23 protein-coding genes are annotated in these 24,498 nt (G+C 68.4%); 18 read left to right on the top strand and 5 right to left on the bottom strand.

Going from position 1 to position 24,498, the window contains the following annotated elements:
- Window positions 1–158: 158 nt before the first annotated feature.
- The gene (locus SK571_RS05445; RefSeq protein ID WP_319982921.1) at window positions 159–1,544 is read right to left on the bottom strand and encodes an SDR family NAD(P)-dependent oxidoreductase; all 1,386 of its coding nucleotides are present in this window, start codon (window positions 1,542–1,544) and stop codon (window positions 159–161) included.
- A 36-nt stretch (window positions 1,545–1,580) separates the two neighbouring features.
- Here SK571_RS05445 and SK571_RS05450 point away from each other — a divergent pair, with 36 nt between their 5' ends.
- From SK571_RS05450 to SK571_RS05465, 4 genes are read left to right on the top strand one after another with little or no spacing between them, the layout of a single operon-like run.
- A complete protein-coding gene (locus SK571_RS05450; RefSeq protein ID WP_319982922.1) occupies window positions 1,581–2,300 on the top strand; it encodes an HAD family hydrolase in 720 nt (239 codons plus the stop codon).
- Complete coding sequence (locus SK571_RS05455) at window positions 2,297–2,455, top strand: hypothetical protein (protein ID WP_319982923.1); 159 nt, start codon at window positions 2,297–2,299, stop codon at window positions 2,453–2,455. The genes SK571_RS05450 and SK571_RS05455 overlap by 4 nt, the downstream gene beginning before the upstream one ends.
- A 43-nt stretch (window positions 2,456–2,498) precedes the next feature.
- Window positions 2,499–3,701, top strand: a complete 1,203-nt coding sequence (locus SK571_RS05460) for a DUF4231 domain-containing protein (protein WP_319982924.1) — start codon at window positions 2,499–2,501, stop codon at window positions 3,699–3,701.
- Window positions 3,698–4,114 (top strand): SLATT domain-containing protein, encoded by a 417-nt coding sequence (locus SK571_RS05465; RefSeq protein WP_319982925.1) that lies wholly within the window; start codon window positions 3,698–3,700, stop codon window positions 4,112–4,114. Before SK571_RS05460 ends, SK571_RS05465 begins: the two co-directional genes overlap by 4 nt.
- A 279-nt stretch (window positions 4,115–4,393) precedes the next feature.
- Here the strand turns inward: SK571_RS05465 and SK571_RS05470 are convergent, their stop codons facing one another.
- Window positions 4,394–5,077, bottom strand: a complete 684-nt coding sequence (locus SK571_RS05470; protein ID WP_319982926.1) for a DUF2306 domain-containing protein — start codon at window positions 5,075–5,077, stop codon at window positions 4,394–4,396.
- Between the two features lie 90 nt (window positions 5,078–5,167).
- Here SK571_RS05470 and SK571_RS05475 point away from each other — a divergent pair, with 90 nt between their 5' ends.
- The 10 genes from SK571_RS05475 to SK571_RS05520 all read left to right on the top strand — a co-directional run bounded on the left by SK571_RS05475 (window position 5,168) and on the right by SK571_RS05520 (window position 18,867).
- Entirely contained in the window at window positions 5,168–5,383 is a 216-nt protein-coding gene (locus SK571_RS05475; protein ID WP_319982927.1) for an RNA-binding S4 domain-containing protein, read from the top strand.
- Window positions 5,384–5,758: 375 nt separating this feature from the next.
- Entirely contained in the window at window positions 5,759–7,252 is a 1,494-nt protein-coding gene (locus SK571_RS05480) for a sugar transferase (protein WP_319982928.1), read from the top strand.
- A 14-nt stretch (window positions 7,253–7,266) separates the two neighbouring features.
- A complete protein-coding gene (locus SK571_RS05485) occupies window positions 7,267–8,289 on the top strand; it encodes a Gfo/Idh/MocA family protein (protein WP_319982929.1) in 1,023 nt (340 codons plus the stop codon).
- Window positions 8,289–9,308 carry an NAD-dependent epimerase/dehydratase family protein gene (locus SK571_RS05490; protein ID WP_319982930.1) on the top strand — a complete coding sequence of 340 codons (1,020 nt, stop codon included), beginning with the start codon at window positions 8,289–8,291 and terminating at the stop codon, window positions 9,306–9,308. Before SK571_RS05485 ends, SK571_RS05490 begins: the two co-directional genes overlap by 1 nt.
- Window positions 9,309–9,529: 221 nt before the next feature.
- Window positions 9,530–10,669: a DegT/DnrJ/EryC1/StrS family aminotransferase gene (locus tag SK571_RS05495; RefSeq protein ID WP_319982931.1), complete on the top strand. Its 1,140-nt coding sequence runs from the start codon at window positions 9,530–9,532 to the stop codon at window positions 10,667–10,669.
- 148 nt (window positions 10,670–10,817) lie between these two features.
- The gene (locus SK571_RS05500; RefSeq protein ID WP_319982932.1) at window positions 10,818–15,599 is read left to right on the top strand and encodes a DUF4082 domain-containing protein; all 4,782 of its coding nucleotides are present in this window, start codon (window positions 10,818–10,820) and stop codon (window positions 15,597–15,599) included.
- A gap of 7 nt (window positions 15,600–15,606) precedes the next feature.
- Entirely contained in the window at window positions 15,607–16,254 is a 648-nt protein-coding gene (locus SK571_RS05505; RefSeq protein ID WP_319982933.1) for a NeuD/PglB/VioB family sugar acetyltransferase, read from the top strand.
- Window positions 16,251–17,333 carry a DegT/DnrJ/EryC1/StrS family aminotransferase gene (locus tag SK571_RS05510; protein WP_319982934.1) on the top strand — a complete coding sequence of 361 codons (1,083 nt, stop codon included), beginning with the start codon at window positions 16,251–16,253 and terminating at the stop codon, window positions 17,331–17,333. Before SK571_RS05505 ends, SK571_RS05510 begins: the two co-directional genes overlap by 4 nt.
- Window positions 17,330–17,890 carry an acyltransferase gene (locus SK571_RS05515; RefSeq protein WP_319982935.1) on the top strand — a complete coding sequence of 187 codons (561 nt, stop codon included), beginning with the start codon at window positions 17,330–17,332 and terminating at the stop codon, window positions 17,888–17,890. Before SK571_RS05510 ends, SK571_RS05515 begins: the two co-directional genes overlap by 4 nt.
- Before the next feature lie 89 nt (window positions 17,891–17,979).
- A complete protein-coding gene (locus tag SK571_RS05520) occupies window positions 17,980–18,867 on the top strand; it encodes a hypothetical protein (RefSeq protein WP_319982936.1) in 888 nt (295 codons plus the stop codon).
- A 5-nt stretch (window positions 18,868–18,872) separates the two neighbouring features.
- Here the strand turns inward: SK571_RS05520 and SK571_RS05525 are convergent, their stop codons facing one another.
- A complete protein-coding gene (locus SK571_RS05525; RefSeq protein WP_319982937.1) occupies window positions 18,873–19,619 on the bottom strand; it encodes a maleylpyruvate isomerase family mycothiol-dependent enzyme in 747 nt (248 codons plus the stop codon).
- A gap of 81 nt (window positions 19,620–19,700) precedes the next feature.
- Between SK571_RS05525 and SK571_RS05530 the strand changes: the two genes are divergently transcribed.
- From SK571_RS05530 to SK571_RS05540, 3 genes are all read left to right on the top strand, one after another.
- Window positions 19,701–20,177, top strand: a complete 477-nt coding sequence (locus SK571_RS05530) for a RipA family octameric membrane protein (protein ID WP_319982938.1) — start codon at window positions 19,701–19,703, stop codon at window positions 20,175–20,177.
- A gap of 66 nt (window positions 20,178–20,243) precedes the next feature.
- Window positions 20,244–21,095: a helix-turn-helix domain-containing protein gene (locus SK571_RS05535; RefSeq protein ID WP_319982939.1), complete on the top strand. Its 852-nt coding sequence runs from the start codon at window positions 20,244–20,246 to the stop codon at window positions 21,093–21,095.
- The gene (locus SK571_RS05540; protein ID WP_319982940.1) at window positions 21,070–21,246 is read left to right on the top strand and encodes a DUF397 domain-containing protein; all 177 of its coding nucleotides are present in this window, start codon (window positions 21,070–21,072) and stop codon (window positions 21,244–21,246) included. The genes SK571_RS05535 and SK571_RS05540 overlap by 26 nt, the downstream gene beginning before the upstream one ends.
- On the opposite strand, the gene SK571_RS05545 is transcribed toward SK571_RS05540, so the two are convergent.
- Both SK571_RS05545 and SK571_RS05550 read right to left on the bottom strand, forming a co-directional pair.
- Entirely contained in the window at window positions 21,230–22,558 is a 1,329-nt protein-coding gene (locus SK571_RS05545; RefSeq protein ID WP_319982941.1) for an O-antigen ligase family protein, read from the bottom strand. The genes SK571_RS05540 and SK571_RS05545 overlap by 17 nt on opposite strands.
- Window positions 22,537–23,388: a YveK family protein gene (locus tag SK571_RS05550; protein WP_319982942.1), complete on the bottom strand. Its 852-nt coding sequence runs from the start codon at window positions 23,386–23,388 to the stop codon at window positions 22,537–22,539. The genes SK571_RS05545 and SK571_RS05550 overlap by 22 nt, the downstream gene beginning before the upstream one ends.
- A 137-nt stretch (window positions 23,389–23,525) precedes the next feature.
- Between SK571_RS05550 and SK571_RS05555 the strand changes: the two genes are divergently transcribed.
- Window positions 23,526–24,491 carry a TolB family protein gene (locus SK571_RS05555; RefSeq protein WP_319982943.1) on the top strand — a complete coding sequence of 322 codons (966 nt, stop codon included), beginning with the start codon at window positions 23,526–23,528 and terminating at the stop codon, window positions 24,489–24,491.
- Window positions 24,492–24,498 lie beyond the last annotated feature (7 nt).

The following is a 24,498-nucleotide window of genomic DNA, read 5'->3' on the forward strand; positions in this document are numbered from 1 at the left end:
CCCCCCCCCCCCCCCCCCCCCCCCCCCCCCCCCCCCCCCCCCCCCCCCCCCCCCCCCCCCCTTTTCACGCAGAAGACGGCATACGAGATGAAGCGGACCGTCTCGTGGGCTCGGAGATGTGTATAAGAGACAGAGAAAAGCGCTCGCGTGTCGACACCTCACCAGGGGCTGGGCGCGTAGTCCTTCAGGAAGCAGCCGTACAGGTCCTCGCCGGCCTCGCCGCGCACGATCGGGTCGTACACCCGCGCCGCGCCGTCGACCAGGTCCAACGGGGCGTGGAAGCCCTCTTCGGCGAGCCGCATCTTCATCGGGTGCGGGCGCTCGTCGGTGATCCAGCCCGTGTCGACGGCCGTCATCAGGATGCCGTCGGACTGCAGCATCTCCTCGGCGCTGGTGCGCGTCAACATGTTCAGCGCGGCCTTCGCCATGTTCGTGTGCGGGTGCCCGGAACCCTTGTAGGCGCGGGAGAACTGGCCCTCCATCGCCGAGACGTTCACCACGTACTTGCGGCGGTACGACGACTTCGCCATCGAGGCGCGCAGCCGCGAGATCAGCAGGAACGGCGCCGTCGAGTTGCAGAGCTGCACCTCCAGCAGCTCCACCGGGTCGACCTCGTCGACGTTCTGGATCCACGAGTTGACCGCCGCGGTGTCCGGCACCAGGCCGCCCGCGTCGATGTCCTTCGAGCCCGCCATCAGCGCCAGCGTCGTCACCGAGTGCGCCTCGGGCACGGCGGTGCCGGGCAGCGCGAGCTGGCCGTGCCCGCCGAACGAGATCAGCTCGGGACGGCGGGCGTCCCCGGTCAGCGCCTCGTGCTCGGCGTTCGCCAGCGGCGCGTACGCCCCGGGGGACCGGCGCACGGTCTGGGCGGCGTTGTTGATCAGGACGTCGAGTGGTCCGCGGGACGCCACCTCGTCGGCCAGCGCCAGCACCTGGGCCGGGTCGCGCAGGTCGATGCCGACGATCTTGAGCCGGTCGATCCAGTCGGCGGCGTCGGGCATCGAGGCGAACCGCCGCGCCGCGTCCTTGGGGAACCGGGTGGTGATCGTGGTGTGCGCACCGTCACGCAGCAGCCGCAGCGCGATGTACATGCCGATCTTCGCCCGCCCGCCGGTCAGCAGCGCGTTGCGGCCCGACAGGTCCGTGCGGGCGTCGCGCTTGCCGTGGTTGAAGGCGGCGCAGGCGGGGCAGAGGTTGTGGTAGAAGGCGTCTACCTCGACAAACCTCGTGCGGCACGTGTAGCAGGACCGCGCGCGCAGCAACGTGCCCGCCGTGGCGCCCTGAGCGGTCGACACGAGGGGAAGCCCCTGCGTCTCGTCGTCGATGCGGTCCGGCGACCCGGTGGCCGTCAGCGCGGTGACGGCGCGGTCGTTGGCCACGATGGCGGCCTTGCGCTCGGTTTTGCGGAACTTCTTCGCGGCCTTGAAGATCTTCGCGGTGGCCCGGCGGACGCGCACGGCGTCGTCGTGTTCCGCCGGCAGGTCCTCGACCTGGGCAAGCACGCGCAGGCAGACTTCCAGCTCTGCGGGGTCGATCGAGGTCATGAGCAGCGATTTTACGCGTTGAGGGGTGGTGGTCCGGTGACCGGGCCTGAACTGCTGGTGCTGTGGGACATCGACAACACGCTGATCTCGGCGCGCGGCTTCGGCGGACTGATGTACCGCGAGGCGTTCCAGAGCGCCTTCGGCAGGCAGCTCAGCGGCCCCGTCGACCTCGGCGGCCGCACCGAGGTCGACATCATCGAGGAGACGCTGCGCCTGCACGGCATCGAGCACACGGAGGAGGCGGCCCAGCTCCTCGCCAACGCGCTGGCGAACTCCTTCGAGGCCAGGCGCGCCGAGCTGCCCGGCCACGGCGAGGTGCTGCCGGGAGCGCTGGAAGCCCTCCAGCACTTCGCGGACGACCCGCGCGTGCACCAGGGCGTGCTGACGGCGAACCTCAGGAGCGTGGCGCTGATCAAGCTGGAGGAGTTCGGCCTGGCGCACCTGGTCGACTGGGACGTCAGCGCGTTCGGCGACGAGCACGCCGACCGGGCCGAGCTGGTGACGTTCGCCCGCGAACGCGCGCAGCGCATCCGGCCGTTCACCCACGACGAGGTCGTGCTCATCGGCGACACGCCGCACGACGTGTACGCGGCGACGAAGGCGGGTGTGCGGCTGGTCGCCGTGGCCACCGGGCGCAGCGACGCGGACGACCTGCGCCGGGCCGGGGCCGAGACCGTCCTCGACGACCTGGCCGACCTCGGCGAACTGACCCGGCAGGTGTGGAGGAGCGCGCCGCAGGGAAACCGCACGGCATGAATCCCGAAGCACCCGAAGCGGACGTGCAGGAGCAGCTGCGCGAGGTCGTTCCGCACGAGCCGGTCGAGACGTCGGACACGCCGCTGGAGGCGAACGAGGCCGACGCCCAGGAGCAGCGCCGGGAAGTCCCCGTGGACGACGAGGATGAGGTCTAACGGGCTCTGGCCCTCGATCGATCACGGCGTTATGGTGCGCGGCATGCCCACAGCAGGCGGCCCGACAGTCAAACGGCTGTCCCAGCCGGACGCCGACATCAAACCCAAGGCCCTCGGCTTGCCCCGGGGCCGCACGGTGATCTCGGTCTTCGGCTCCACAGAAGACATCGAGACGGATCTCGCCGCGAAGTTGTTGCCGGTGCTCAGATCCGTCGTCGTGACCGCGGCGCGCAACGGCGCCGTGTTCGTCACCGAAGGCACCGACCGAGGCGTTGTCCACTTGCTGGGCATGGCTTTGCAGGCGTGCGAGCAGCGCTGGCCCGTCGTGATCGGGGTCGCGCCGAGCAGCAAGGTGCACGACCTGACCGAGAGCGCCACCAACGGTCAGGTGCCGCTTGAACCCAACCACAGCGTCGCCGTCATCGTCCCCGGTTCGGAGTGGACGGACGCGACGCCGGTGCTGTTCCGCACGATCGACGCCGTGCGCCACAAGAAGCCCGTCGTCGCTCTCGTCGTCGGAGGCGAGAGCGAGCAGGAGGTCGTCGACCACCTCAGCGGCGACAACCCGTTGCTGGTGCTCGCCGGCACGGGCGGCCTCGCGGACCGCATCGCGACCGGCGACCTCACCGGTGACCTCGCGGTGCTGGTGCGCAGCGGCAAGATCTTCATCGTCCACGTGGACGAGGGTGCCGGCAAGGCCGTCACCGCGCTGGAACGGTTGCTGGGCAAGGAAAAGCCCGTCAAGCCGCCGCGGATCCTGCCCAAGCTCCGGTACAGGGCTCCCGAGGCACGGCCTCTGGTCGATCCCGGTTTCGTGGTCGCGTACCCGATGCTCGCGGACGCCATCCACGAAGCGAACCAGGTCGTCGCGCCGACGTTCCAGGAACTCGACGCGGAAGCCGACGTCGAGCAGAACCGCTACCGGCTCACGGCCGTTCTCGCGATCGCGGGCGGCCTGACGACGACGGTGTTCGCCGCGCTGCAGACGTGGCTGAAGGACACGCCGTGGCCAGGAGTGCTCGTCGTGGCGGGCGGCGCGTTCGCCGCGGCCATCACGATCGTGGCGCGCAAGCGCGAGTCGCTCGACAAGTACCTGACGGCCCGGTCACGCGCTGAGCGCCTGAGGGCGCTGTACTTCGCGCACCTCGCCGCTGTGGCGCCCGCCACGGAGGAAGAGCGCCTGGACAAGGTGGCGGACCTGGAAGCCGCGGTCAGCAACCGCAAGCACGAGGTGGTCAGGACATGAGCGACAAACTCAGGCAGGCCCAGTTCGTCGAGGCCTACCTCCGCCACCGCTTCCAGGACCGGCTCGACCACTTCGAACGCAGCCGCAAGCGCTACTCCCGTGCCCGCACGTGGACGGTCGCGCTCGCCGCGGCGCTGTTCATCGCCGCCGCCGCGGCCGCCGCGATCGGCATGGCGGACGGGCCGCGCAGGGCCATGTGGGCTTTCGTGGCAACGACTTTCGCCGCTCTGGGCACCGCCATGTCGCTGTACGAGGCGACGTTCGGGTTCCGCCGCCTGGCGCGGGAGAGTGCGACCACTTCCGTTGCGCTGCAACGGCTCGCGGTGGACGGTCCCACGCCGGACGATGTGGACGACGAACGGCTGGTCGCATTTGTGACCGAAGTGGAGTCGGTGCTGAGGTACGGCCGGTAAAGCCGGATCCCGGCTGAAATCGTTCGGGTCTGGTTTCGAGAAATCGCTTCCACGGTTAACACGCAGCGTGGGTGATCGATTACGGTAAGCACAGGTTCTGGTGTTTCGGTCACCTAGTTGTCATGATGACCAGATCCCCCGATGCGGAAGCAGGCACGACATGACTTGGGCGCGTCCCGCGATCGCCGAGCCCGAAACCGGCACCTTCGCCGAGGCCAAGGCTCTGGAAAAGGAGCACAGCACGATTCAGAACAGCAAGGCGGCACGCACCGTGGCCTGTCACGCCACGGACGCGCTCGACTGCGCCGACTTGCTGGAGATGCTCGGCCTGAGCGCCACGGAGGGCAAGGTCCGGGTGTAACCCCGCGACTGGATCCACCACTCGGCCACCAGCAGGTTCACCACGAACGACAGCCAGTTCGCGGTGGCGAAGAGCAGCAGCCCGTCCCCGTCGGGCACCAGTGCGCCGAGAGCAAGGCCCCAGAGGCGACCCGTCACGGCGGCGCCGGTGAGTGCGAATCCGCGGATCATCCAGATGCGGTGTTCGCCGAACTGGCGCCGCCGTGCCGTCTTCAGGCCGTACACCGCGCTGACGAACCACAGCACCGACAGGACCGTCAGCGGCCCGGACGACGCCAGCCCGTACAGCGACAGCTGGGCGCACGCGATGCCGAGCAACGACGACGGCAGGACCGCCGCGAAGTAGACGCGCCCCATCACCCGGTGCACCCGCGGATGGCGGGCGCGCAGGCCCGGCCAGAACTGCGATACACCCGCCAGGACCGCGACCGTTCCGGTGAAGATGTGCGCGACCAGCACGCCGTAGTGGACGGGTCCGTGCAGCGCCGGCCTCGCCTGGCCCATGTCCAGCGTGACGTACGCGCTCGCCGCGAAGATCGTTATCGCCACGCAGACCAATCCCGACACCGCCAGCCAGGCGGCGTACCCCCTCGAAGTCTTCATGCCTCCAAGGCTGTCAACGCCTTCACTCGAACGCGCTGGTGTGCGCCCCCGAGCGAGCAGTGGGGCACGCCCTACTGGGATGATGGGCTCATGCGGACGGTCGAGATCTCCGAAGAGCCGATCAGGCTAGGACAGTTCCTCAAGCTGGCGCAGCTGGCCGAGGACGGCGGGCACGCGAAGGTGCTCATCGAGGACGGAGAAGTCCACGTCAACGGCTCTGTGGAGCTGCGGCGCGGGGCGCAGCTGCGCCACGGCGACATCGTGGTCGTCGATGGTGACGAGGTGCGCATTTCCGTTCGGCCGTAAGGTATTACTCCGTTCAGCGGTAAGTACATGCACAAGCGCAGTCGATCAGACTAGGGCCTGAAGACCTGATCTGAACGATTACCTCGGGACATACGTAACCTTTATGTCCCTTGTGGACATCCGGAATCGTCTTGCGTCGCCACGTTTTCGCTACCGTGAGACGCGCGTCACGTCCGGTATTCGGGCATCGGGAAACTTTTTTCCGGGGTCTGTAACGCGGATGCCGGAACATACGAATCACCGGTTGCGAGCTTCGGCGGCCGAGCCTGAACGACGGCCTTGCCGAAGATCACGAAGTCCGAAGTTTGAAGGTCCTCGGGGTGACCTGCGTTCGTGCACGTCCGGAATCGCCGCTGAGCCGGGGAGATCAGAACGATGAGTGAGCAGGTCCGCGCCACCCGTGACGTCGACGGGTTGCGCTCCACGCTCAACACGCTGTCGGAACACAGACAGACCCATCCACCCGTAGCGCGCTGGGAAAGTCGCTACCGATATGCCGTGATCACCGCCGATGTGCTGACCGTCGTCCTGGTCGTCATCGCCGTCGGCGCCGTCATGAGCATGCGTCACACGGCCTTCGGCCCGCTTTCCCTTGCATTGCTGGACATACTCACAGTAGTTGTCGTGGTCGGTTCGCTCGCCATCAACCGCGTGTGGACACCGACCGTTCTCGGCCAGGGAGCCGAGGAGTTCCGAAGACTCGGCCGGGGTTTGTTCGGTGCCGTCGTGGCGCTCGGCCTCGGAGCGCTCGCCGTCGACATCCCCGGCGCCCGCCTGTGGATCTTCGTCGTAGTTCCCGCGATCGCACTGGTCGCGTTTCCCATGCGCTACCTCCTGCGCCGCCCGCTGCACCGCGGCCGCAGTGAAGGACGATTCCTGCTCTCGGTCCTCGCCGCCGGCAACCTGGACACCGTCGAGGACCTCATCCACCGCACCAAGCGCGTAGCCCACCTGGGCTGGCGCGTGGACGCGATCTGCACGATCGACGGCCGCGGCCGCTCCGGCACCGATGTCGACGGCGTGCCCGTCGTCGGCCAGCTGCGCGAGCTCGCCGAGCACGTCCGCCGCGGTGGGTACCGCATCGTCGCCGTCACGCCCGACGCCTACTGGACACCTCGCCGTCTCCAGCAGCTCGCGTGGGCGCTCGAAGGCTCCGGTGCCGAAATGGTCGTGTCGCCCGGTCTCATGGAGGTCGCCGGCCCACGACTGCACATGAGCGCGGTGCTCGGCATGCCGCTGCTGCGTGTGAGTGAACCGGCGCTGAGCGGATTCCGCCGTCTGGTCAAGGAAGTCGTCGATCGCGTCGGAGCGTTCGTCCTCCTGGTCCTGCTGGCACCGCTCATGTTCGCCGTCGCGGCGTTCGTGATGATCGACAGCCGCGGTCCCGTGTTCTACCGCCAGAAGCGCGTCGGCAAGACCGGTGTGCCGTTCACGATCATCAAGTTCCGCACGATGGTCACCAACGCCGACGTGTTGCGCGCCAGGCTCGCCAGCGTCGACGAAGGCAACGGCGTGCTGTTCAAGATGAAGAAGGACCCGCGCATCACCAAGGTCGGCACGTTCCTGCGCCGCTACTCGATCGACGAGCTACCGCAGCTGTTCAACGTCCTCGCGGGCAGCATGTCGCTCGTCGGCCCGCGTCCGCCGCTACCGGAGGAGACCGCGAAGTACTCCTCGGACGTGCGGCGCCGCCTGCTGGTGAAGCCCGGCCTGACCGGTCTGTGGCAGGTGAGCGGACGGAGCGATCTCTCGTGGGAGGAGTCGATCCGCCTCGACCTGCGCTACGTCGAGGACTGGTCGCTCGCACTCGACCTCGTGATCATGTGGAAGACCTTCCGTGCCGTCTTCGGCGGCCAGGGGGCCTACTGATGGGGAACCAAGACGTGATTGGCCTTGCTGTCATCGGTGCCGGGTACTGGGGGCCGAACCTCGTTCGCAACGCCCAGGCCACGCCGGCGCTGCACCTGCGCTACCTGTGCGACCTCGACGTGGAGAAGGCCCAGCGCGTGCTGGGCCAGTACTCGACGGTCCGTGCCACCGCGTCGCTGGACGAGGTCCTCGCCGACCCGGACGTCCACGCGGTCGCCATCGCCACCCCCGCCGCCACGCACCTGCCCGTCGCCCTCGCGGCGCTGGAGGCCGGCAAGCACGTCCTCGTGGAGAAGCCCCTCGCGGCCAACTTCGAGGACGGCCTCAAGCTCGTCGAGACCGCCGAGCAGCGCGGCCTCACGCTGATGCTGGACCACACCTTCGCCTACACGTCGTCGGTGCAGCACCTGCGCAAGATCATCCGCGGCGGCGACCTCGGTGACATCCAGTACATCGACTCGGTGCGCATCAACCTCGGTCTGGTGCAGCCGGACGTCGACGTGCTGTGGGACCTCGCCCCGCACGACCTGTCGATCTTCGAGGCGATCCTGCCCGACGACGTTCGCCCGGTGGAGGTCTCGGCGCACGGCTCCGACCCCATCGGCGCGGGCGTCGCGTGCGTCGGCCACCTCACGGTGCGGCTGTCCAACGGGGCGATCACGCACGTGCACGTGAACTGGCTGTCGCCGACGAAGATTCGCACGATGGTCATCGGCGGTTCGCAGCGCACGGTCGTGTGGGACGACAACAATCCCGCACAGCGACTGTCCATTTACGACCGGGGTGTCGACCTCTCCCCGGAGCAGCAGAAGATCTCCTACCGCACCGGCGACATGGTCGCGCCGGCGTTGGTGGAACGCGAGGCGTTGCGGTCGATGATGGCGGAGTTCGCCGCGTCCATCTCCGAGAAGCGCGCGCCGCTGACCGACGGCCGCGCGGGTCTGCGCGTGCTGGCGGTGCTGGAGGCGGCGTCGGAGTCGCTGCGCTCCGGCGGGGTCTTCGTTCCCGTTCAACAAGTCGAAGGCAGGGTTTCTTGATGTCGGCCTCCCAGGATCTGGCCCAGAAGGATCTGGCTCAGCCGATCACCGGTCAGCGCGCGCTCGTCACGGGCGGCGCCGGAACCATCGGTTCGTCGGTCGTGGACCAGCTCGTCGAGGCCGGCGCGGCCGAGGTCGTCGTGCTGGACAACTTCGTGCGCGGACGCCGGGAGAACCTGGACTCCGCGCTCGAGTCCGGCGTCGTCCGCATCGTCGAAGGTGACATCAACGACAAGGCGCTGGTGCGCGAGCTGACCGAGGGCAAGGACCTCGTCTTCCACCTCGCCGCCATCCGCATCACGCAGTGCGCGGAGGAACCTCGCCTGGCGCTGGAGTGCCTGGTCGACGGCACGTTCACGATCCTGGAGGCCGCCGCGGCCGCCGGGGTGAAGAAGGTCATCGCGTCGTCGTCGGCGTCGATCTACGGTCTCGCGGAGTCGTTCCCCACCAACGAACGGCACCACCCGTACAACAACGACACCTTCTACGGCGCCGCGAAGGCGTTCAACGAAGGCATGTTGCGCAGCTTCAAAGCCATGTACGACCTCGACTACGTGGCGTTGCGCTACTTCAACGTGTACGGCCCGCGGATGGACGTCCACGGTCTGTACACCGAGGTGCTCATCCGCTGGATGGAGCGCATCGTCGACGGCAAGTCGCCGCTCATCTTCGGCGACGGCGCCCAGACGATGGACTTCGTGCACGTGCACGACATCGCACGCGCCAACATCCTCGCGGCCAAGGCGCCGGTCACGGACACGGTGTACAACATCGCGTCCTCCCAGGAGACCTCGCTCAAGGAGCTCGCCCTCGCGTTGCTTGCCGCGATGGACTCCGACCTGCCGCTGGAGCACGGCCCCGAGCGCAAGGTGAACGGCGTGACGCGCCGGCTCGCCGACATCAGCCTCGCGGCCACCGAGCTCGGGTGGAAGCCCGAGATCGAGATGGACGGCGGTCTGCGCGACCTCGTCGCGTGGTGGCGTGCCGAGAAGGCCGCCGCCGAGCAGAACGCCGGGTAACACCCCCGAAAGCCGCGGCCGCGGCGCCGCCGACACCCCCAGGTCGGCGTGCGCCGCGGCCGCACCCCCAGCCAGGGCGTCTGCAAGTACCACCAACTCGCAGTCGGTGGTACTTGCAGACGCCTGAACAGCACCCCAGTTGGAGCGTTCGCAAGTACTACCGGCTCGCAGTTGGTGGTACTTGCAGATGCCAGACCCACCACCGATGAAGGGCAGTACCAGTGATTCCGGTTATGCGGCCGTTGCTCGGTGAGGAAGAGGCGCTCGCCGCCGCCGAGGCCGTCCGGTCCGGCTGGGTGGCGCAGGGCCCCCGAGTCCGGGAGTTCGAAGAGGCGTTCGCCGCGTCGGTCGGCGCGAGCCACGGCGTGGCCGTGTCGTCGTGCACCACCGGCCTGCATCTCGCCGTGCACCTGCTGGGCATCGGTCCCGGCGACGAGGTCGTCGTGCCGTCGTTGTCGTTCATCGCCACCGCGAACGCCGTGCGCTACACCGGCGCGACCCCCGTCTTCGCCGACGTCGAGGCCGGGACGGGCAACATCAGCGCATCCACAGTGGAACCGGTGCTCACCGAACGCACCCGCGCGGTCATGGTCGTGCACCAGGCCGGTGTGCCCGCGGACGTCGACGCTCTCAAGGCGTTCTGCGAACCGCGCGGCATCGCGGTGATCGAGGACGCGGCCTGCGCCGCGGGCTCCACCTACAAGGGCAAGCCGGTCGGCACGAACGCGCTGCTGGCCGCCTGGTCGTTCCACCCGCGCAAGCTCCTCACCACCGGTGAGGGCGGCATGGTCACCACCGACGACCCGGACTGGGCCGTTCGGCTCAAGCGCCTGCGGGAACACGGCATGAGCGTGTCCGCCGCGGACCGCCACAACGGCGGGTCGGCCGTCATCGAGCAGTACCTGGAGACGGCGTTCAACTACCGGATGACCGACATCCAGGCCGCCGTCGGCCTGGTGCAGCTGTCCAAACTGGACGCGATCATCGCTCGTCGCCGTGAGTTGGCCGCGCGATACCACGAGTTGCTGGCGGACACCGGCCTCACCGCGGTGATGGACCCCGAGTACGGCACGACGAACTACCAGTCGTTCTGGGTCTGGCTGCCCGAGGGCGCGGACCGTCAGGAAGTCCTTGCGGGCCTTGCCGAACGCGGCGTGAGTGCACGGCGCGGAATCATGGCGTCACACCTCGAACCCGCCTACGAGGGTCACCCCTGCGCGGAACTGCCGGTGACGGAGGCCTTCACGGCCCGGACGCTGATCCTTCCGCTCTTCCACGACATGACCGAGTCCGAACAGGACACCGTCGTGTCAGCGTTGTCGGAAACTCTCCACACATCCCGGTTGACCGTGCGTGGTTGAAAAGTAAAGATTCAACCCCCACAGGAACATTTTTGTGTTGACACGTAACAGTTTTAACCAGATCGCCGACGTTCGGAGTAGCAGCCCTGTGCTGTCCAGCGTAGTGCGCGGATCACACACGGTAACTCCGTCCGAGAGGTGAAACCCAATGGTGGCTCAGCAGTCGCGTCTCGTGCGGGTGCTTGTGATCACGGCATTAATCGCATCGACGATGTTCGTGCTCGGCGTCTTCAACCCTCCGAAGGCCAACGCCGCTCCGTGTGACTTCCCCGTCACCAACAAGGTCGCGTGTGAGAACACGCAGACCGGGGCGGACAACTGGCAGGCCCAGTACCGGGACGACGCGATCCTCGGGTACACGACGGACATCAGCTACAACATCGGCCAGACCGTCAGCTTCAAGATGCTGACGTCGGCCTCCTCGTACAAGCTCGACATCTACCGGATGGGCTGGTACGGCGGCAAGGGCGCCCGGTACATGGGCACGGTCAACCGCAACACGCCGCAGAACCAGCCACCCTGTCTGCGGGACACGCCGTCCGCGCTCATCGACTGCGGCAACTGGGCCGTGTCGGTCACCTGGAACATCCCGTCCACCGCGGTCTCCGGCATCTACTACGTGCGCATGACGCGCAACGACACCGGTGCCCAGAACGAGATGGCGTTCGTCGTCCGCGACGACAGCTCGACCTCGAAGATCTTCTTCCAGACCTCCGACGCCACCTGGGTCGCCTACAACCGCTACGGCGGCAACAGCCTCTACTTCGGTGACGGCCCCGGCCAGGGCGGCAGCTCGTACAAGGTCAGCTACAACCGCCCGTACACCGGCGGTGACGGCGACGAGAACTTCATCTTCAACGCCGAGTACCCGATGCTCAGGTTCCTGGAGCGCAACGGGTACGACATGAGCTACACGACCGACGTGGACTCCGCCCGCCGCGGCAACCTGATCAAGAACCACAAGGTCTTCATGGCGGTCGGCCACGACGAGTACTGGTCGAACGAGCAGTGGAACAACGTGATGGCCGCCCGTGACGCGGGCGTGCACATGGCGTTCCTGACCGGCAACGAGATCTTCTGGAAGACGAAGTGGGAGAAGAGCATCGACTCCTCCCAGACCGACTGGCGCACCATCGTCTGCTACAAGGAGACGAAGGGTGCCCAGAACGACGGCGAGAACACCTGGACCGGCACGTGGCGAGATCCGCGCTACAGCCCACCTCAGGACGGCGGCAAGCCCGAGAACGCGTTGCTCGGCAACATGTTCACGGTCAACGGCCGGCGTGACGACGCGCTGCAGGTCCCGGCCGCGTACGGCAAGATGCGGCTCTGGCGCAACACCGACCTGGTGAACCTCGCCGCGGGCACCACGTACACGTTCGAGCCCGGCACGCTGGGCTACGAGTGGAACACCGTGTACGACAACGGCTTCCAGCCCGCCGGCGTCGCGCAGATGTCGCGCACGACGGTCAACCTGGACGGCTACTACGCCCTGAAGAACTACGGCGACGAGTACGGCTCCAGCACCGAGACGCACGCGATCACGTACTATCGAGCGCCTTCCGGCGCCCTGGTGTTCGGTGCCGGCACGGTGCAGTGGGCGTGGGGCGTCGACGACGAACACGCGTTCCCGACCAACACGCCGACATCGGACAAGCGGATCAAGCAGGCGACGGTCAACTTCCTCGCGGACATGGGCGTCCAGCCCTACCAGCTGTGGGGAGCCGACCAGCTCGTCATCTCCGGTGCGATCAACGACAACGCGGCACCCGGCGTGCAGATCACGACCCTGCCGGCGCAGTCGACGGTCGGCCAGCCCTACACCTTCAGCGGCACCGTGATCGACGCCGCCGGCAAGGTCGCGGGCGTCGAGGTCTCGACCGACGGCGGCACGCGCTGGCACTACGCCAACTGGCAGGCCGGTCAGACGTCGTGGAGCTACACGTACACGCCGAACCAGTCCGGCACGGCACAGCTCAGGGTCCGCGCGGTCGACGACTCGCTGAACCTGTCCACGCCCGTGTCCGCCACGCCGAGCGTCACCGCCAAGACCTGCCCGTGCGGCATGTTCTCCGGCTCGGAGGTCCCGAAGGTCGCTTCGGCCAACGACAACTCGCAGCTCGAGCTCGGCGTGAAGTGGCGCGCCGCGAGCAACGGCTACGTCCGCGGCGTGAAGTTCTACAAGGGCACCGGCAACACCGGCACGCACACCGGCAGTCTGTGGTCGAGCAACGGTGACCTGCTCGCCACCGGCACCTTCACCAACGAGAGCCCGACGGGCTGGCAGACGCTGCTCTTCCCGCAGCCGGTCGCGGTGAACGCGAACACGACCTACATCGTGTCGTACTACACGCCGACCGGGCGCTTCGCCTACGACACCGGCGGGTTCTTCCAGCAACAGGCCTACATGGAACCCATCACCGGCCTCAAGTCCGGTGTGGACGGACCGAATGGCGTATTCCGCTTCGGCGCCGGCTTCCCGAACCAGACGTTCGACCACACCAACTACTGGGTCGACGTGGTGTGGGCGACGGACCCCGGTCCCGACACCCGCGCGCCGATCCAGAGCGCGATGTCCCCGGTGGCCAACGCCGGATCCGTCGCGCTGAACACCACGGTGTCGGGCACGTTCGACGAGAACGTGACCCTCGCCTCGGCCCAGGTCACGGTGACCGGTCCGTCGGGTGCGGTCACGGGCACCAAGTCGATCTCGAACGACGCCCGCACGATCACGTTCACGCCCTCGGCACCACTGGTGGCGGCCACGGCCTACACCGTCACGATGAGGGCGGCGGACGCGGCGGGAAACCTGTCCTCGCAGGCGAACTGGACGTTCACGACAGGCTCGCCGCGCCCGGCGACCTGCCCGTGCACGGTCTGGGACGACTTCGCGGCACCGGCGGTGATCGACGCCGGTGACACGAGCCAGGTCGAGGTCGGCACGAAGGTCCGCTTCGACGGCAAGGGCGAGGTGCTCGGCGTCCGCTTCTACAAGGGCTCCGGCAACACCGGCACGCACACCGGCTCGCTGTGGACCTCCACGGGTCTGCTGCTCGCGACCGGCACGTTCACCGCGGAGACGACGTCCGGCTGGCAGAAGCTGATGTTCAACTCACCGGTCCAGGTGCAGGCGAACACGACCTACGTCGTCTCGTACAACGCCCCGAACGGCCGGTACTCGGTCACCTCCGGCTACTTCAACGGCCAGGAGGCGAGCTACCAGTCGCTGCACGCGTTGCAGAACGGCGCGGACGGCGGCAACGGCGTCTACAAGTACGGCAGCGGGTTCCCGAACAACTCCTACAACGCCACGAACTACTGGGTCGACGTCATCTACCGCAACGGCCTCAACGGTGACACCACGCCGCCGACGATCACGAACCGCACGCCGGCCGTGAACGCGACGAACGTGGGCCTGCAGACCGCGCTGACGGCGACGTTCAGCGAGCCGGTCGACCCCGCGTCGGCGCAGATCTGGCTGAAGGACCCGAAGGGCGGCAAGCTGTCCGGCTCGGTGTCGCTGTCCGGCGACCAGAAGACGGTCACCTGGACGCCGTCCGGCAAGCTCGTGCCCGGCACGCAGTACCAGGCGCGCGTGGGCATCGCGGACGTCAACGGCATCGCGATGACGGCCGCCGCGGAGTGGACCTTCACGACCACGACCACGACAACCGCGACCTGCCCGTGCTCGCTCTTCAGCACGGCGACGGTGCCGGACGAGACGTCGGCCGACGACTCGGGCGCGTACGAGCTGGGTGTCCGGATCACCCCGACCCAGTCGGGCCAGATCACCGGTGTCCGCTTCTACAAGGGATCCGGCAACACCGGCACGCACACCGGCAGTCTCTGGAACTCGAGCGGTCAGCGCCTCGCCACGGGCACCTTCACGGGTGAGACCGCGACGGGCTGGCAGACGCTCACGTTCTCGCAGCCGGTGATCGTCAGCTCCGGCCAGACCTACACCGCCTCGTACACGACGACCACCGGGCACTACGCGGTGAACGCCGGGTACTTCGGGACGGGTCCGGTCAACTCCGGTCCGCTGACGGCGCCGCAGGAGACGAACGGCGTGTTCACGCCGGGCAGCGGGTTCCCGACCATGACGTACGGCTCCGGCAACTACTGGGTCGACGTGGTCTACCAGCCCAACGCGGACAACGTCGCTCCGGTGGCGCAGTCGCACACGCCGCTGAGCGGCGCGTCCGAGGTGGCACTGAACTCGGTGATCACCGTGTCGTTCGACGAGCCCGTGGATCTCAACTCGGCGCAGTTCGACGTCACCGACCCCGGTGGCGCGAAGATCGCCGGCACGCGGGCGCTCTCGCCGGACAGCAGGATGATCACGTTCACCCCCGCGGCCAGGTTCGCGGCGTCCACCGTGTACTCGGTGACCGCCAAGGCCGCGGACACGTTCGGCAACATGATGGCCAACCCGGTCACGTGGTCGTTCACGTCGGCGACGACGCAGACCTGCCCGTGTTCGCTGTTCAGCGCGGCCACCGTTCCGACGGTGACCTCGGCTGACGACAACGGCGCGTACGAGCTGGGCGTCAAGTTCACGTCGAGCACGAACGGGCAGATCACCGGCGTGAAGTTCTACAAGGGAGCGGGCAACACCGGCACCCACACCGGATCGCTCTGGTCCGCGGACGGCCAGCGCCTGGCCACCGGCACGTTCTCGAACGAGACCGAGTCCGGCTGGCAGACGCTGACGTTCACGCAGCCGGTGGCGATCACCGCCAACACGACGTACACGGCGTCGTACACGACCACCACGGGTCGCTACGCGGTGAACGCCGGCTACTTCGGCTCGGTGACCTCGCCGCCGCTGGGTGCCGCACCGTCCGCCGGTGTGTTCACGGCCGGGTCGGGCTTCCCGACCACGACCTACAACGGTGGCAACTACTGGGTGGACGTGGTGTTCCAGTGATGCACCTGTGACCGCAAGGCCACTGCTGTTCATCGGGGCAGGTGGACTCGCTCGCGAGACTCTCGCGGCGGTCCGCCTCCTCCCGGAGACGTGGAACCCCCTCGGGGCGCTCGACGACTCCACCGCCCTGCACGGCACCCTGATCGACGGGGTGCCCGTGCTGGGCGGGCTCGACCTCCTGGCTGATCATCCGGACGCGGCCGTCGTGCTCTGCATCGCGAGTGCGCGGCGGTCGCTGGTCCGGCTGGACGTGGCCAGGAAGCTCGACCTGCCGGACGAACGATGGGCGACCATCGTGCACCCGGCGGCCGTGACCTCCGGTGCTTCTGTCGGCGCCGGAACGATTCTGCTCGCGGGAGTCGTCATCACGACCCCGCTCGCGCTGGGACGGCACGTGGTGGCCATGCCACAGGTGCTGATCACCCACGACGACGTGGTGTCGGACGGCGTCACGTTCGCCGGTCGCGCCTCGCTCGCGGGGTCGGTGCACGTGGGGGAGGCCGCGTACCTGGGACAGGGAGCCCTGGTGCGCGAGGGAGTGAAGATCGGCGCCGGTGCCGTGATCGGCATGGGAGCCGTTGTCCTGCAGGACGTTCCGGCAGGAGAGACGTGGGCCGGCGTGCCGGCCCGCCCGTTGCGTGGGGAGAGCGCGTGATCGAGATTCCACTGGTGGACCTGCGTGCCCAGCACGAGCAGGTGGCCGACGAGGTGGCCGACGGCTGGGCCGAGGTGCTCAAGACGACAGCCTTCATCAACGGCCCCCAGGTCGCCCGGTTCGAGTCGGAATTCGCCGCCTACCAAGAAGTTCCGCACGCCATCGGTGTCGGCAACGGCACCGACGCCATCGAGCTGGCGTTGCGCGCGCTGGGCGTCGGCCACGGTGACGAGGTCGTGCTGCCCGCCAACACCTTCATCGCCACGGCCGAGGCCGTCGCCCGCGCCGGTGCGACGCCCGTGCTCGTGGACTGCGTGGACGACACGCTGCTGATCGACGTCGACCAGGTGTCCTCTGTGGTCACCTCGCGCACCAAGGCCGTTGTGCCGGTGCACCTCTACGGCCAGGCCGCGCCGGTCGAGCTGCTGCCGCTGGGCCTGCCGGTCGTCGAGGACGCCGCCCAGGCCCAGGGCGCGCGCCGCAACGGCGTCGCCGTCGGTGGCCTCGGTGCCGCCGCCGCGACCTCGTTCTACCCCGGCAAGAACCTCGGCGCGTACGGCGACGGCGGCGCGGTGCTGACGACGTCGGACGCGATCGCCGAGTCGGTGAAGCTGCTGCGCGAGCACGGTTCGCCGCGCAAGTACGAGCACCCGGTGCTCGGTTTCAACAGCCGCCTCGACACGCTGCAGGCCGTGGTGCTGTCCGCGAAGCTGCGCCGCCTGGAGGGCTGGAACCAGGCCCGCCGCACCGCCGCCCAGCGCTACACCGAGCTGCTCGCCGACGTCGAACGGGTGAAGCTGCCGGTCGTGCTCGACGGCAACCTGCCCGTCTGGCACCTCTACGTCGTGCGCGTGCCGGAACGTGACCGCGTGCTGTCCGCCCTGCACGCCGCGGGAATCGGCGCCGGCATCCACTACCCGACGCCGCTGCACAAGACCGGCGCGTTCGCCCACCTGGACGGCTCGTACCCGGTGGCGGAGACTTCGGCCGGGGAACTGCTGTCGCTGCCGCTGTTCCCGGAGATCACCGAGGCCCAGCAGACGCGCGTGGCCGAGGCGTTGAAGGAGGCGCTGCGATGACCGGAGTCCGCGTGCACCCCAAGGGGCTGTGCGAGTCCGAGGACGTTGGCGACGGCACGCGCGTGTGGGCGTTCGCGCACGTGCTGCCGGGCGCGCGCGTCGGCCGTGACTGCAACATCTGCGACGGCGCGTTCGTCGAGTCGCGCGCGGTGCTGGGCAACAACGTGACGGTCAAGAACGGGACGTTGGTCTTCGACGGCGTGACGTGCGAGGACGACGTGTTCCTCGGCCCGAACGTGCTCTTCACCAACGACCTGCGCCCGCGCGCCCACGTCAAGAAGACCGGCGACGCGCTGGAGACCACCCTGGTGCGGCGCGGGGCCACGTTGGGCGCCGGTGCGATCGTGGTGTGCGGCACCGAGATCGGCGAGCACGCGTTCGCCGCGGCCGGTGCGGTCATCACGAAGTCGGTGCCCGCGCACGCGTTCGTGGCGGGCAACCCGGCCGTGGTGAAGGGCTGGGTCTGCGCCTGCGGGGTGCGGCTCTCAGACGATCTGTCGTGTCCCGAGTGCGGTATCCGGCACGAGGAGACCCCGGACGGCCTGAAAGCCGTCTGACATCGCGTTCAAGGCCGTCGAAGCAATGCTTCGGCGGCCTTTCGCGCAAAACCCGGACGCGCGGCCGCAGGACTTGTAACGTCCCGGCGATGCATTTGCTCACCACCGCGCAACAGGACCGGTTGCGGCACCTGGCGCGCCGCAGTCCGGCGTTCATCGGCATGAGGATCGCCGTCCACGAGGACCACGTCGAGGTCAGCCATCCGGAGCAGCTCGAGCTCGGGTTCGAGTCGCTTTCGGCGGCACTGGCCGGCACTCCGGCCGACGAGTGGGCGGATCTGGTCGACGACCACTTCCGGCGGGCCATCGCTCTCGGGACGGCGGACGGTGCCGACCTCGAAGGGCCGACCGATCTGGTGCTCCAGCGCACCTACCTGCGCCTGGCCACCTCGGACAGCGGGGTGTCGGAGGTCGCGTCCTACGCCGACGAGATCACGCCCGGCCTGCTCCGGGTGCTCGCCTTCGACCGGCCCGACTCCATCGTGGTCATGAAGGACGAGCACGTGCTCCGGCACGGTCTCGACCAGCTCTACGACGCCGGCGCGGACAACCTGGCCAGGGAACTGCCGGACCAGTTCCTCGAGGGCGACGGCGTCTACTACCTGCAGGGTTCGGACTACGTCGGCTCCCTGGTGCTGATCATCCCGTGGGTCATCGAGATGGTGACCGGGGTGGCCGACGCGCCGCACGGCGCACTGGTCGCGATGCCCGCCCGCGACCAGTTCGTCTTCCACGTCATCCGGGACCGCGACACCGCGGGCGTGCTGGCGGCACTGGACGAGGTCGGGCGGCTCGCCGCCGAGTGCCACGCGAACAGCGCGTACCAGCTCAGCTCGCGGGTGTACTGGTGGCGGCCCATGCCCGTGGGCGGGCTCGAAACCGTCGGCCACCACAACGGCGCGGGCATGGTCACCTACTACTCCGACGACTTCGAGGACCTGCTCTTCACCGTGGGACTGGAGTACGGAACCGGGTGAGCCGGTTATTCGGGCTCCCAGGCCACGAGCCGGTCGAAGACGCGCAGGTGGTCGCCCTCGCCCTTCAGGTCGTCCGCGGTCTTGCGGCCGTAGAAGGACAGCACCAGGTCGCTCGCCGTGGCGCTGAACGTCGCGTCGGCCGTGCCTGGGACGTCACTGACTCGGGCGCCCTCGGCGTCGAGCGTCACGCGCCAGGAACGGCCCTCGGTGGCGTGGTAGTCGACGATCGTGGGTTCATGCGGCCACGGTGACGTCGTCGCGACGCAGGTCGTCTGGAACTCCTCCACGCCGTCGAGCGCCACCTCGGCCGGCAACGGTTGCGGGGCGCCGATGGTGAGCTGGGCGTCGTAGGTGTGGACCGCGATCTCCTGGAGCTGGTGGCGGGCGGCGGTACCGGTGGTCCGCGGCGACTGGAAGTCGCTCCACCACGCCCAGCAGCCGCGGTCCGGGCCGGACTCCTTCAACGCTTCCACCAGCAGCCGCGACGACTCGGTCATCCACGCCACCAGGTCCTCGCGCGGTGCCACGGCGGGGGTGCGGGCCGGGGGAGCGTCGGCCGGGCCCGCGGTGACGATCTCCGCCCACTTGCGGCGGCCGTCGCCCAGGTGCTGGACCAGGTCGTAGAGCGTCCAGCCCGGGCAGGACGGCACCGGTGCGTCGAGGTCGGGTGCGGCGGCGATGGCGGCGCAGAAGGCGGCGGTCCGCTCCTCGATCAGTCGCAGCAGGTCGGGGAACGCCAGAGTGTTGTGCACCGCCGCTGTCTATCACCGTGTCCGGCGGCTGGACAGCGAGTTTCGGTGTAGCGAGCCGGTTGCGGCCGACGACAACCAGGTGTGACGGAGCGCGAGGAGAGCTGGCTGCTGGAGGAGTACAAGCTGCTGTCGGCTCACTACTTCCACGAGGACCAGGTCTACTTCCGCATGGGCGGCCTGCTCATCACGTTGAACGGTGCGCTGATCGCCTTCTCGGCGACGTCGGCCGGCGTTCCCCGGTTGCCCGTGGTGATGGTCGTGCTGTTCGCCGCGTTCGGTTTCGCCCTGACACTCGGCTGGATCGCGATGCTGTGGCGGATCCGGGCGGTCCGCCAGGTCGCGAGCAATCGCATCGCCGAGATCGAGGCAGCCCTGGAGTCGACCTGGACGGCGGCGGTACCGTCGCCCCGGATCCGGCTGCGCCTCCAAGAACGGATGGCCGGGCTGTCCCGGCGCCTGCCGTCGAGGTTGGTCGCGAGCGTGCCCGCCACCGTGCTGTTCCTGATGGTTCCGGTCGTGGCGGCCGCCTACTGGGTCTGCCTGCCGTTCTGGCGGTGAGCGAGCTCCGTTTTCACCCGAACGAGCCGTTCTATGGAGTTCCTTCAACGCTTACGGTCCAAGAGCATGACTGCGATCATCTCCACCGCGTACAGCCGGGATCTGGGCGACGAACTGCGCAGGCTGCGCGAGAACAACACCAGTTTCGGAGGCCGCGCGATGGCCGCCCAGCTGGGGTGGGACCCGAGCAAGGTCTCGAACATCGAGACCGGCAAGGCCCGCCCCACCGAGGTCGACCTCGCCCAGTACCTGGCGACGTGCGGGAAGGGCATCGAGTTCCTGCAAGACTTCACCAATCGGTACCGGCACGCCTTCGACCTGTACTTCGCCCAGATGCCGGAGAACCTGCGCACGCTCGCCATGGTCGAGGCGATGGCCACGAAGATCTTCAGCTACGAGGTCTTGTCGATCCCTGGCCTTCTGCAGACGGAGGCCTATGTGCGTGCGCTGTTCATGGACGCCGACTGCGAATCGATGGAAGCCATCGAGAAAGGCGTCGAGGTCCGCATGGAGCGGCAGAACATCTGGCGGCGGCCGTACCGCCCCGATTGCGTGTTCTACGTGCACGAACTGGCTCTGCGGTTGCGGATCGGCGACGCGCGGACCATGGAAGACCAGTACCTGCGTCTGCTCTTCAACGCCGACCTCGTCCGGATCGTGCCAGCGAACGCCGTTCGCCTCGCGCTCAGGACCCCGCTCCAGCTGTTCGAGTTCGGCAAGGCGTCGCCTCTGGCCTACGTGGAGACCGATCTGGCCAAGGTGTTCGCGCAGGAGCCCTCAGCCGTCACGTCGAGCAGGAAGCTCTTCGCACAGTTGGATGCGGTAGCCCTGGATGAGGAACAATCTCGGAACATGCTGGCGGAGTACGTCAGCAGTCTTCGAGAGGATCTTCATGACCAGCGAACGGACTTGGCGTAAGAGCTCCTACAGCGGCAACACGACCGATAGCGCCTGCGTTGAAGTCGCCCTGTCCGACGCTGCCCTGGTGCGGGACTCGAAGAACGCGAGCGGTGACGTCCTCGCGTTCTCCGCCCCTGCCTGGCGCAGCATGCTCAGCTGGCTGGACTGACCTCGGCCGCCTTGCGCACGGCGGCCTCCTGTCTGGCTATGCGCAGCAAGGCGCCGGACACGCCGATCAGCATGAACGTCATGCCGGTCGCGACGCTGAACGCGAGCTCGTCGAACGTGGCGGCGCCCAGCGCGGACGTCAGCATCGCGGCCACCAGGCACATGGCGATGCCGCGCACGCCCTCGTCGCGGGACAGCGCGCGGGCCCGCAGCGCCGCGAAGATGGCGCCGAGGAACAGCAGCACGAAGGCGATCAGGCCCAGGTAGCCGTTCTCGATCATCGTCAGCAGGTACTGGTTGTCGAGGATCGTGTACTTCGAGGGCAGGAAGGTGCCGAAGCCCCTGCCCAGCCACGGGTGTTTGGCGATCTCCAGCCAGGCTCCGTCGTAGTCCTTGGTGCGGCCCTGGAACGACGGGTCGTCCTCGATGTTGGAGAACATCGAGGTCACCGTGCCGAACAGGCCCGGCACGACGATGGAGGCGCCGCCCAGGAACACCGCGCCGATGCCGAGCAGCGGCAGGCCTCGTTCGCGGGGCAGCAGGATCGCCATCACGACGCCCGTCACCACCAGGCCGATGATCGCCGTGCGGGACAGCGACAGGATCGCCATCAGCGCCAGCAGCGACAGAGCGGTCCACCAGCGGCCGACGGGCTCGCCGCGGTCCTTCGCCTGGAACACGAAGTGCGCGGCGAACGGCACGCCCAGCACGCAGACCAGACCGAACTCGATCGGGTGGTTCACGGTGCCGGCCGGGCGGAAGAAGATCGACCGCGACTCCAGCGCCGAGTAGCCGTTGTCCTGCACGCGCAGGCCCGGCAGCGTGATGTACGACGCGAGGTCGAGGCCCAGGCCGAACTGGAACAGGCCGACGAACGCGCTGACCGTCAGGCAGCCCACCATCACGCGCAGCGCACGGCTCAGCCTCTCGCCGCTGCGCACGGCGTCGCACACGAACACCGCGAGCGCCGCCATCGACACGATCCTGATGAGCGCCGAGTCCGACACCGACAGCTCGTCGATCGGCAGGTAGCGCCGCGTCGCGAGGGCGTACGTCATCAGGTGCAGGATCACGTAGATCGCGAGGATCGTGCGGACGGCGTTGCGGCCCTTGGCGAGGCCGAGGTGGTCGACGAGGTGCGCGGCGAACCAGAGCACCGCGAGGCACATCGCCACGAACAACGCCGGGGGCAGCGTGATCGGGACGAACGCGATCGTGAACCGGGCCGGGACGACGAGCAGCGCCACCATGTAGAAGATGAGCAGAGTGGCGCCGTCGGCTCGCTGGGCGGTCAGTCGTCTTTCGTCGGCCATGCCGGGTTCGGGGGCTTGGGGGCGGCGATGATGACGGTCTTCTGATGCGCGTTCGGCACACCGGGAGGCGTGGGCCGCTGCGGTACGCCCCCGTTGCCGTTGACCGGCGGGTTCGGCCGGACCGGGGGAACGGGGGCCGGCGTGGTGTCCTTCTCGGACGGTGCCGGGTCCTTCGCGTCCTTGTCCTTGCCGTCCTTGCGGCGCTTGGCCTTCAGCAGGATCGAGTCGGCGGCGAACGTGGAGGCGAGGGTCAGCAGCAGCAACACGACGGTCGCCGCGCCGACGTACCGGACCTTGCCGCCGATCTTGGCCGAGGCCGTCGTCGGCTTCACGAGCACCTGCGCGGTGATGAACGTCTGTTCGGGCGCGCTCAACGCCTTCTGCTGCGCCGCGAGCTCCGCCACGGTCTTCTCGAGCACCTTGCCGACGAGGCCTTCTGCGGTCTCGGCCGAGTCGGCCTCGGTCGTGATGAACAGCAGCGGGCCGCCGACGGGACCCGTGTTGGCGGTGTAGACGGCCGTGGAGCCCTCACCCGCCAGCTCTTCCGCCGTCTTCGGGTCGCCGAGGATCTGGGTGAGGATCTGCGCGGTGGTGGTGAGGCTGCCGTCGAACTGCAGCAGCGGGTTGACCCTGACGACGTCCTCGGGCTTGGTCTTCTCCGAGTACCGGCCGCCGGCCGCGGGGGAGGTGAGGACCAGCACGCCGCTCGACTCGTACCGCGTGGGGACGGTGATGTAGACGGAGAGCGCGAGGACACCGGTGAGCAGCACTGCGGGAAGGGCGATGTACCACCGCCGCCGCAGCACTCGTACGGTTCCCCAGAAGTCCATCAAAATCCCCGATCCGCGGCTCGGTCTTGCGAACGCAATGTTCGTAGGGTATCGCCTGCTTTGAAAATCGGGGTGAGCTGCCAACTGTTACAGGCCGTAGCTGACGAGCGATGAAGGAGAGGAATCCAGGAGGCAACATGCGTGCAGGACGACTGACCGTGACCATCGCGGCCATTCTCGTGGTCATCGGTGGGACAACGGCTTACGTCGTCACGGCGGCCACCGACGCGAACCGGCCGGCGGGCGCCGAACAGGTGTCCCAGGCCAAGATCGGCGATCTTCTCTTCGTCGATCTCGCGGGTGGTCAGAACCGGGTCGAGAAGCTCGCCGACGGCGGCGCTCGCACCCCGACGGAGCTGGTCTGCCAGCGGTTCTACGTCGCCGGTGGCACGAGCGTGTGCCTGAAGCTGTCCGGTCCCGGCCCGACCTACTCGGCCGTGGTGAGCCGCGACGGCAAGCCGGTCAGGACCATTCCGCTGCCGGGCATCCCGAGCCGCGCGAAGGTCTCGCAGTCCGGGAACGTGGTGTCCTGGACCAGTTTCGTCACCGGCGACTCGTACTCCGTGCCCGGCGGCTTCTCCACCCGCACCGGTTTCCACGACCTGCGCACGGGGGAGACGGTCGAGTCGCTCGAACACTTCGCCGCCACTGTGGAGGGTGCTCCGCACACGGCCAGTGACGTCAACTACTGGGGTTTGACGGTGGCTTCCGATGACAGGACCTTCTACGCGACGCTCGCCAGCGGCGGTTTCACCTGGCTGGTGAAGGGCGACCTCACGACCAAGTCGGTGACGACGTTGCGACGCGACGCGGAATGCCCGTCGCTCTCGCCGGACGGCACGAAGGTCGCGTACAAGAAGCGCATCGGCCGCCTCGGGCCGTGGGACCTCGCGGTGCTCGACCTCGCGACCAACACCGAGACGCGGCTGCCCGGCACGGCCGGCATCGACGACCAGGCGACCTGGCTCACCACCGGTGAGCTCGCGTTCGCCGCGGTGCCCAAGGACGCCAAGCTCCCCGCCGTTCACGTGGTTCCCGCCGACGGCTCGCAGCCCGCGAGGGTGCTGATCTCCGACGCCACGTCGCCGTCTCCGGTGATGTGACGAACGT

It is taken from the genome of Lentzea kristufekii (assembly GCF_033949925.1).
Classification (GTDB): Bacteria; Actinomycetota; Actinomycetes; order Mycobacteriales; family Pseudonocardiaceae; genus Lentzea; species Lentzea kristufekii.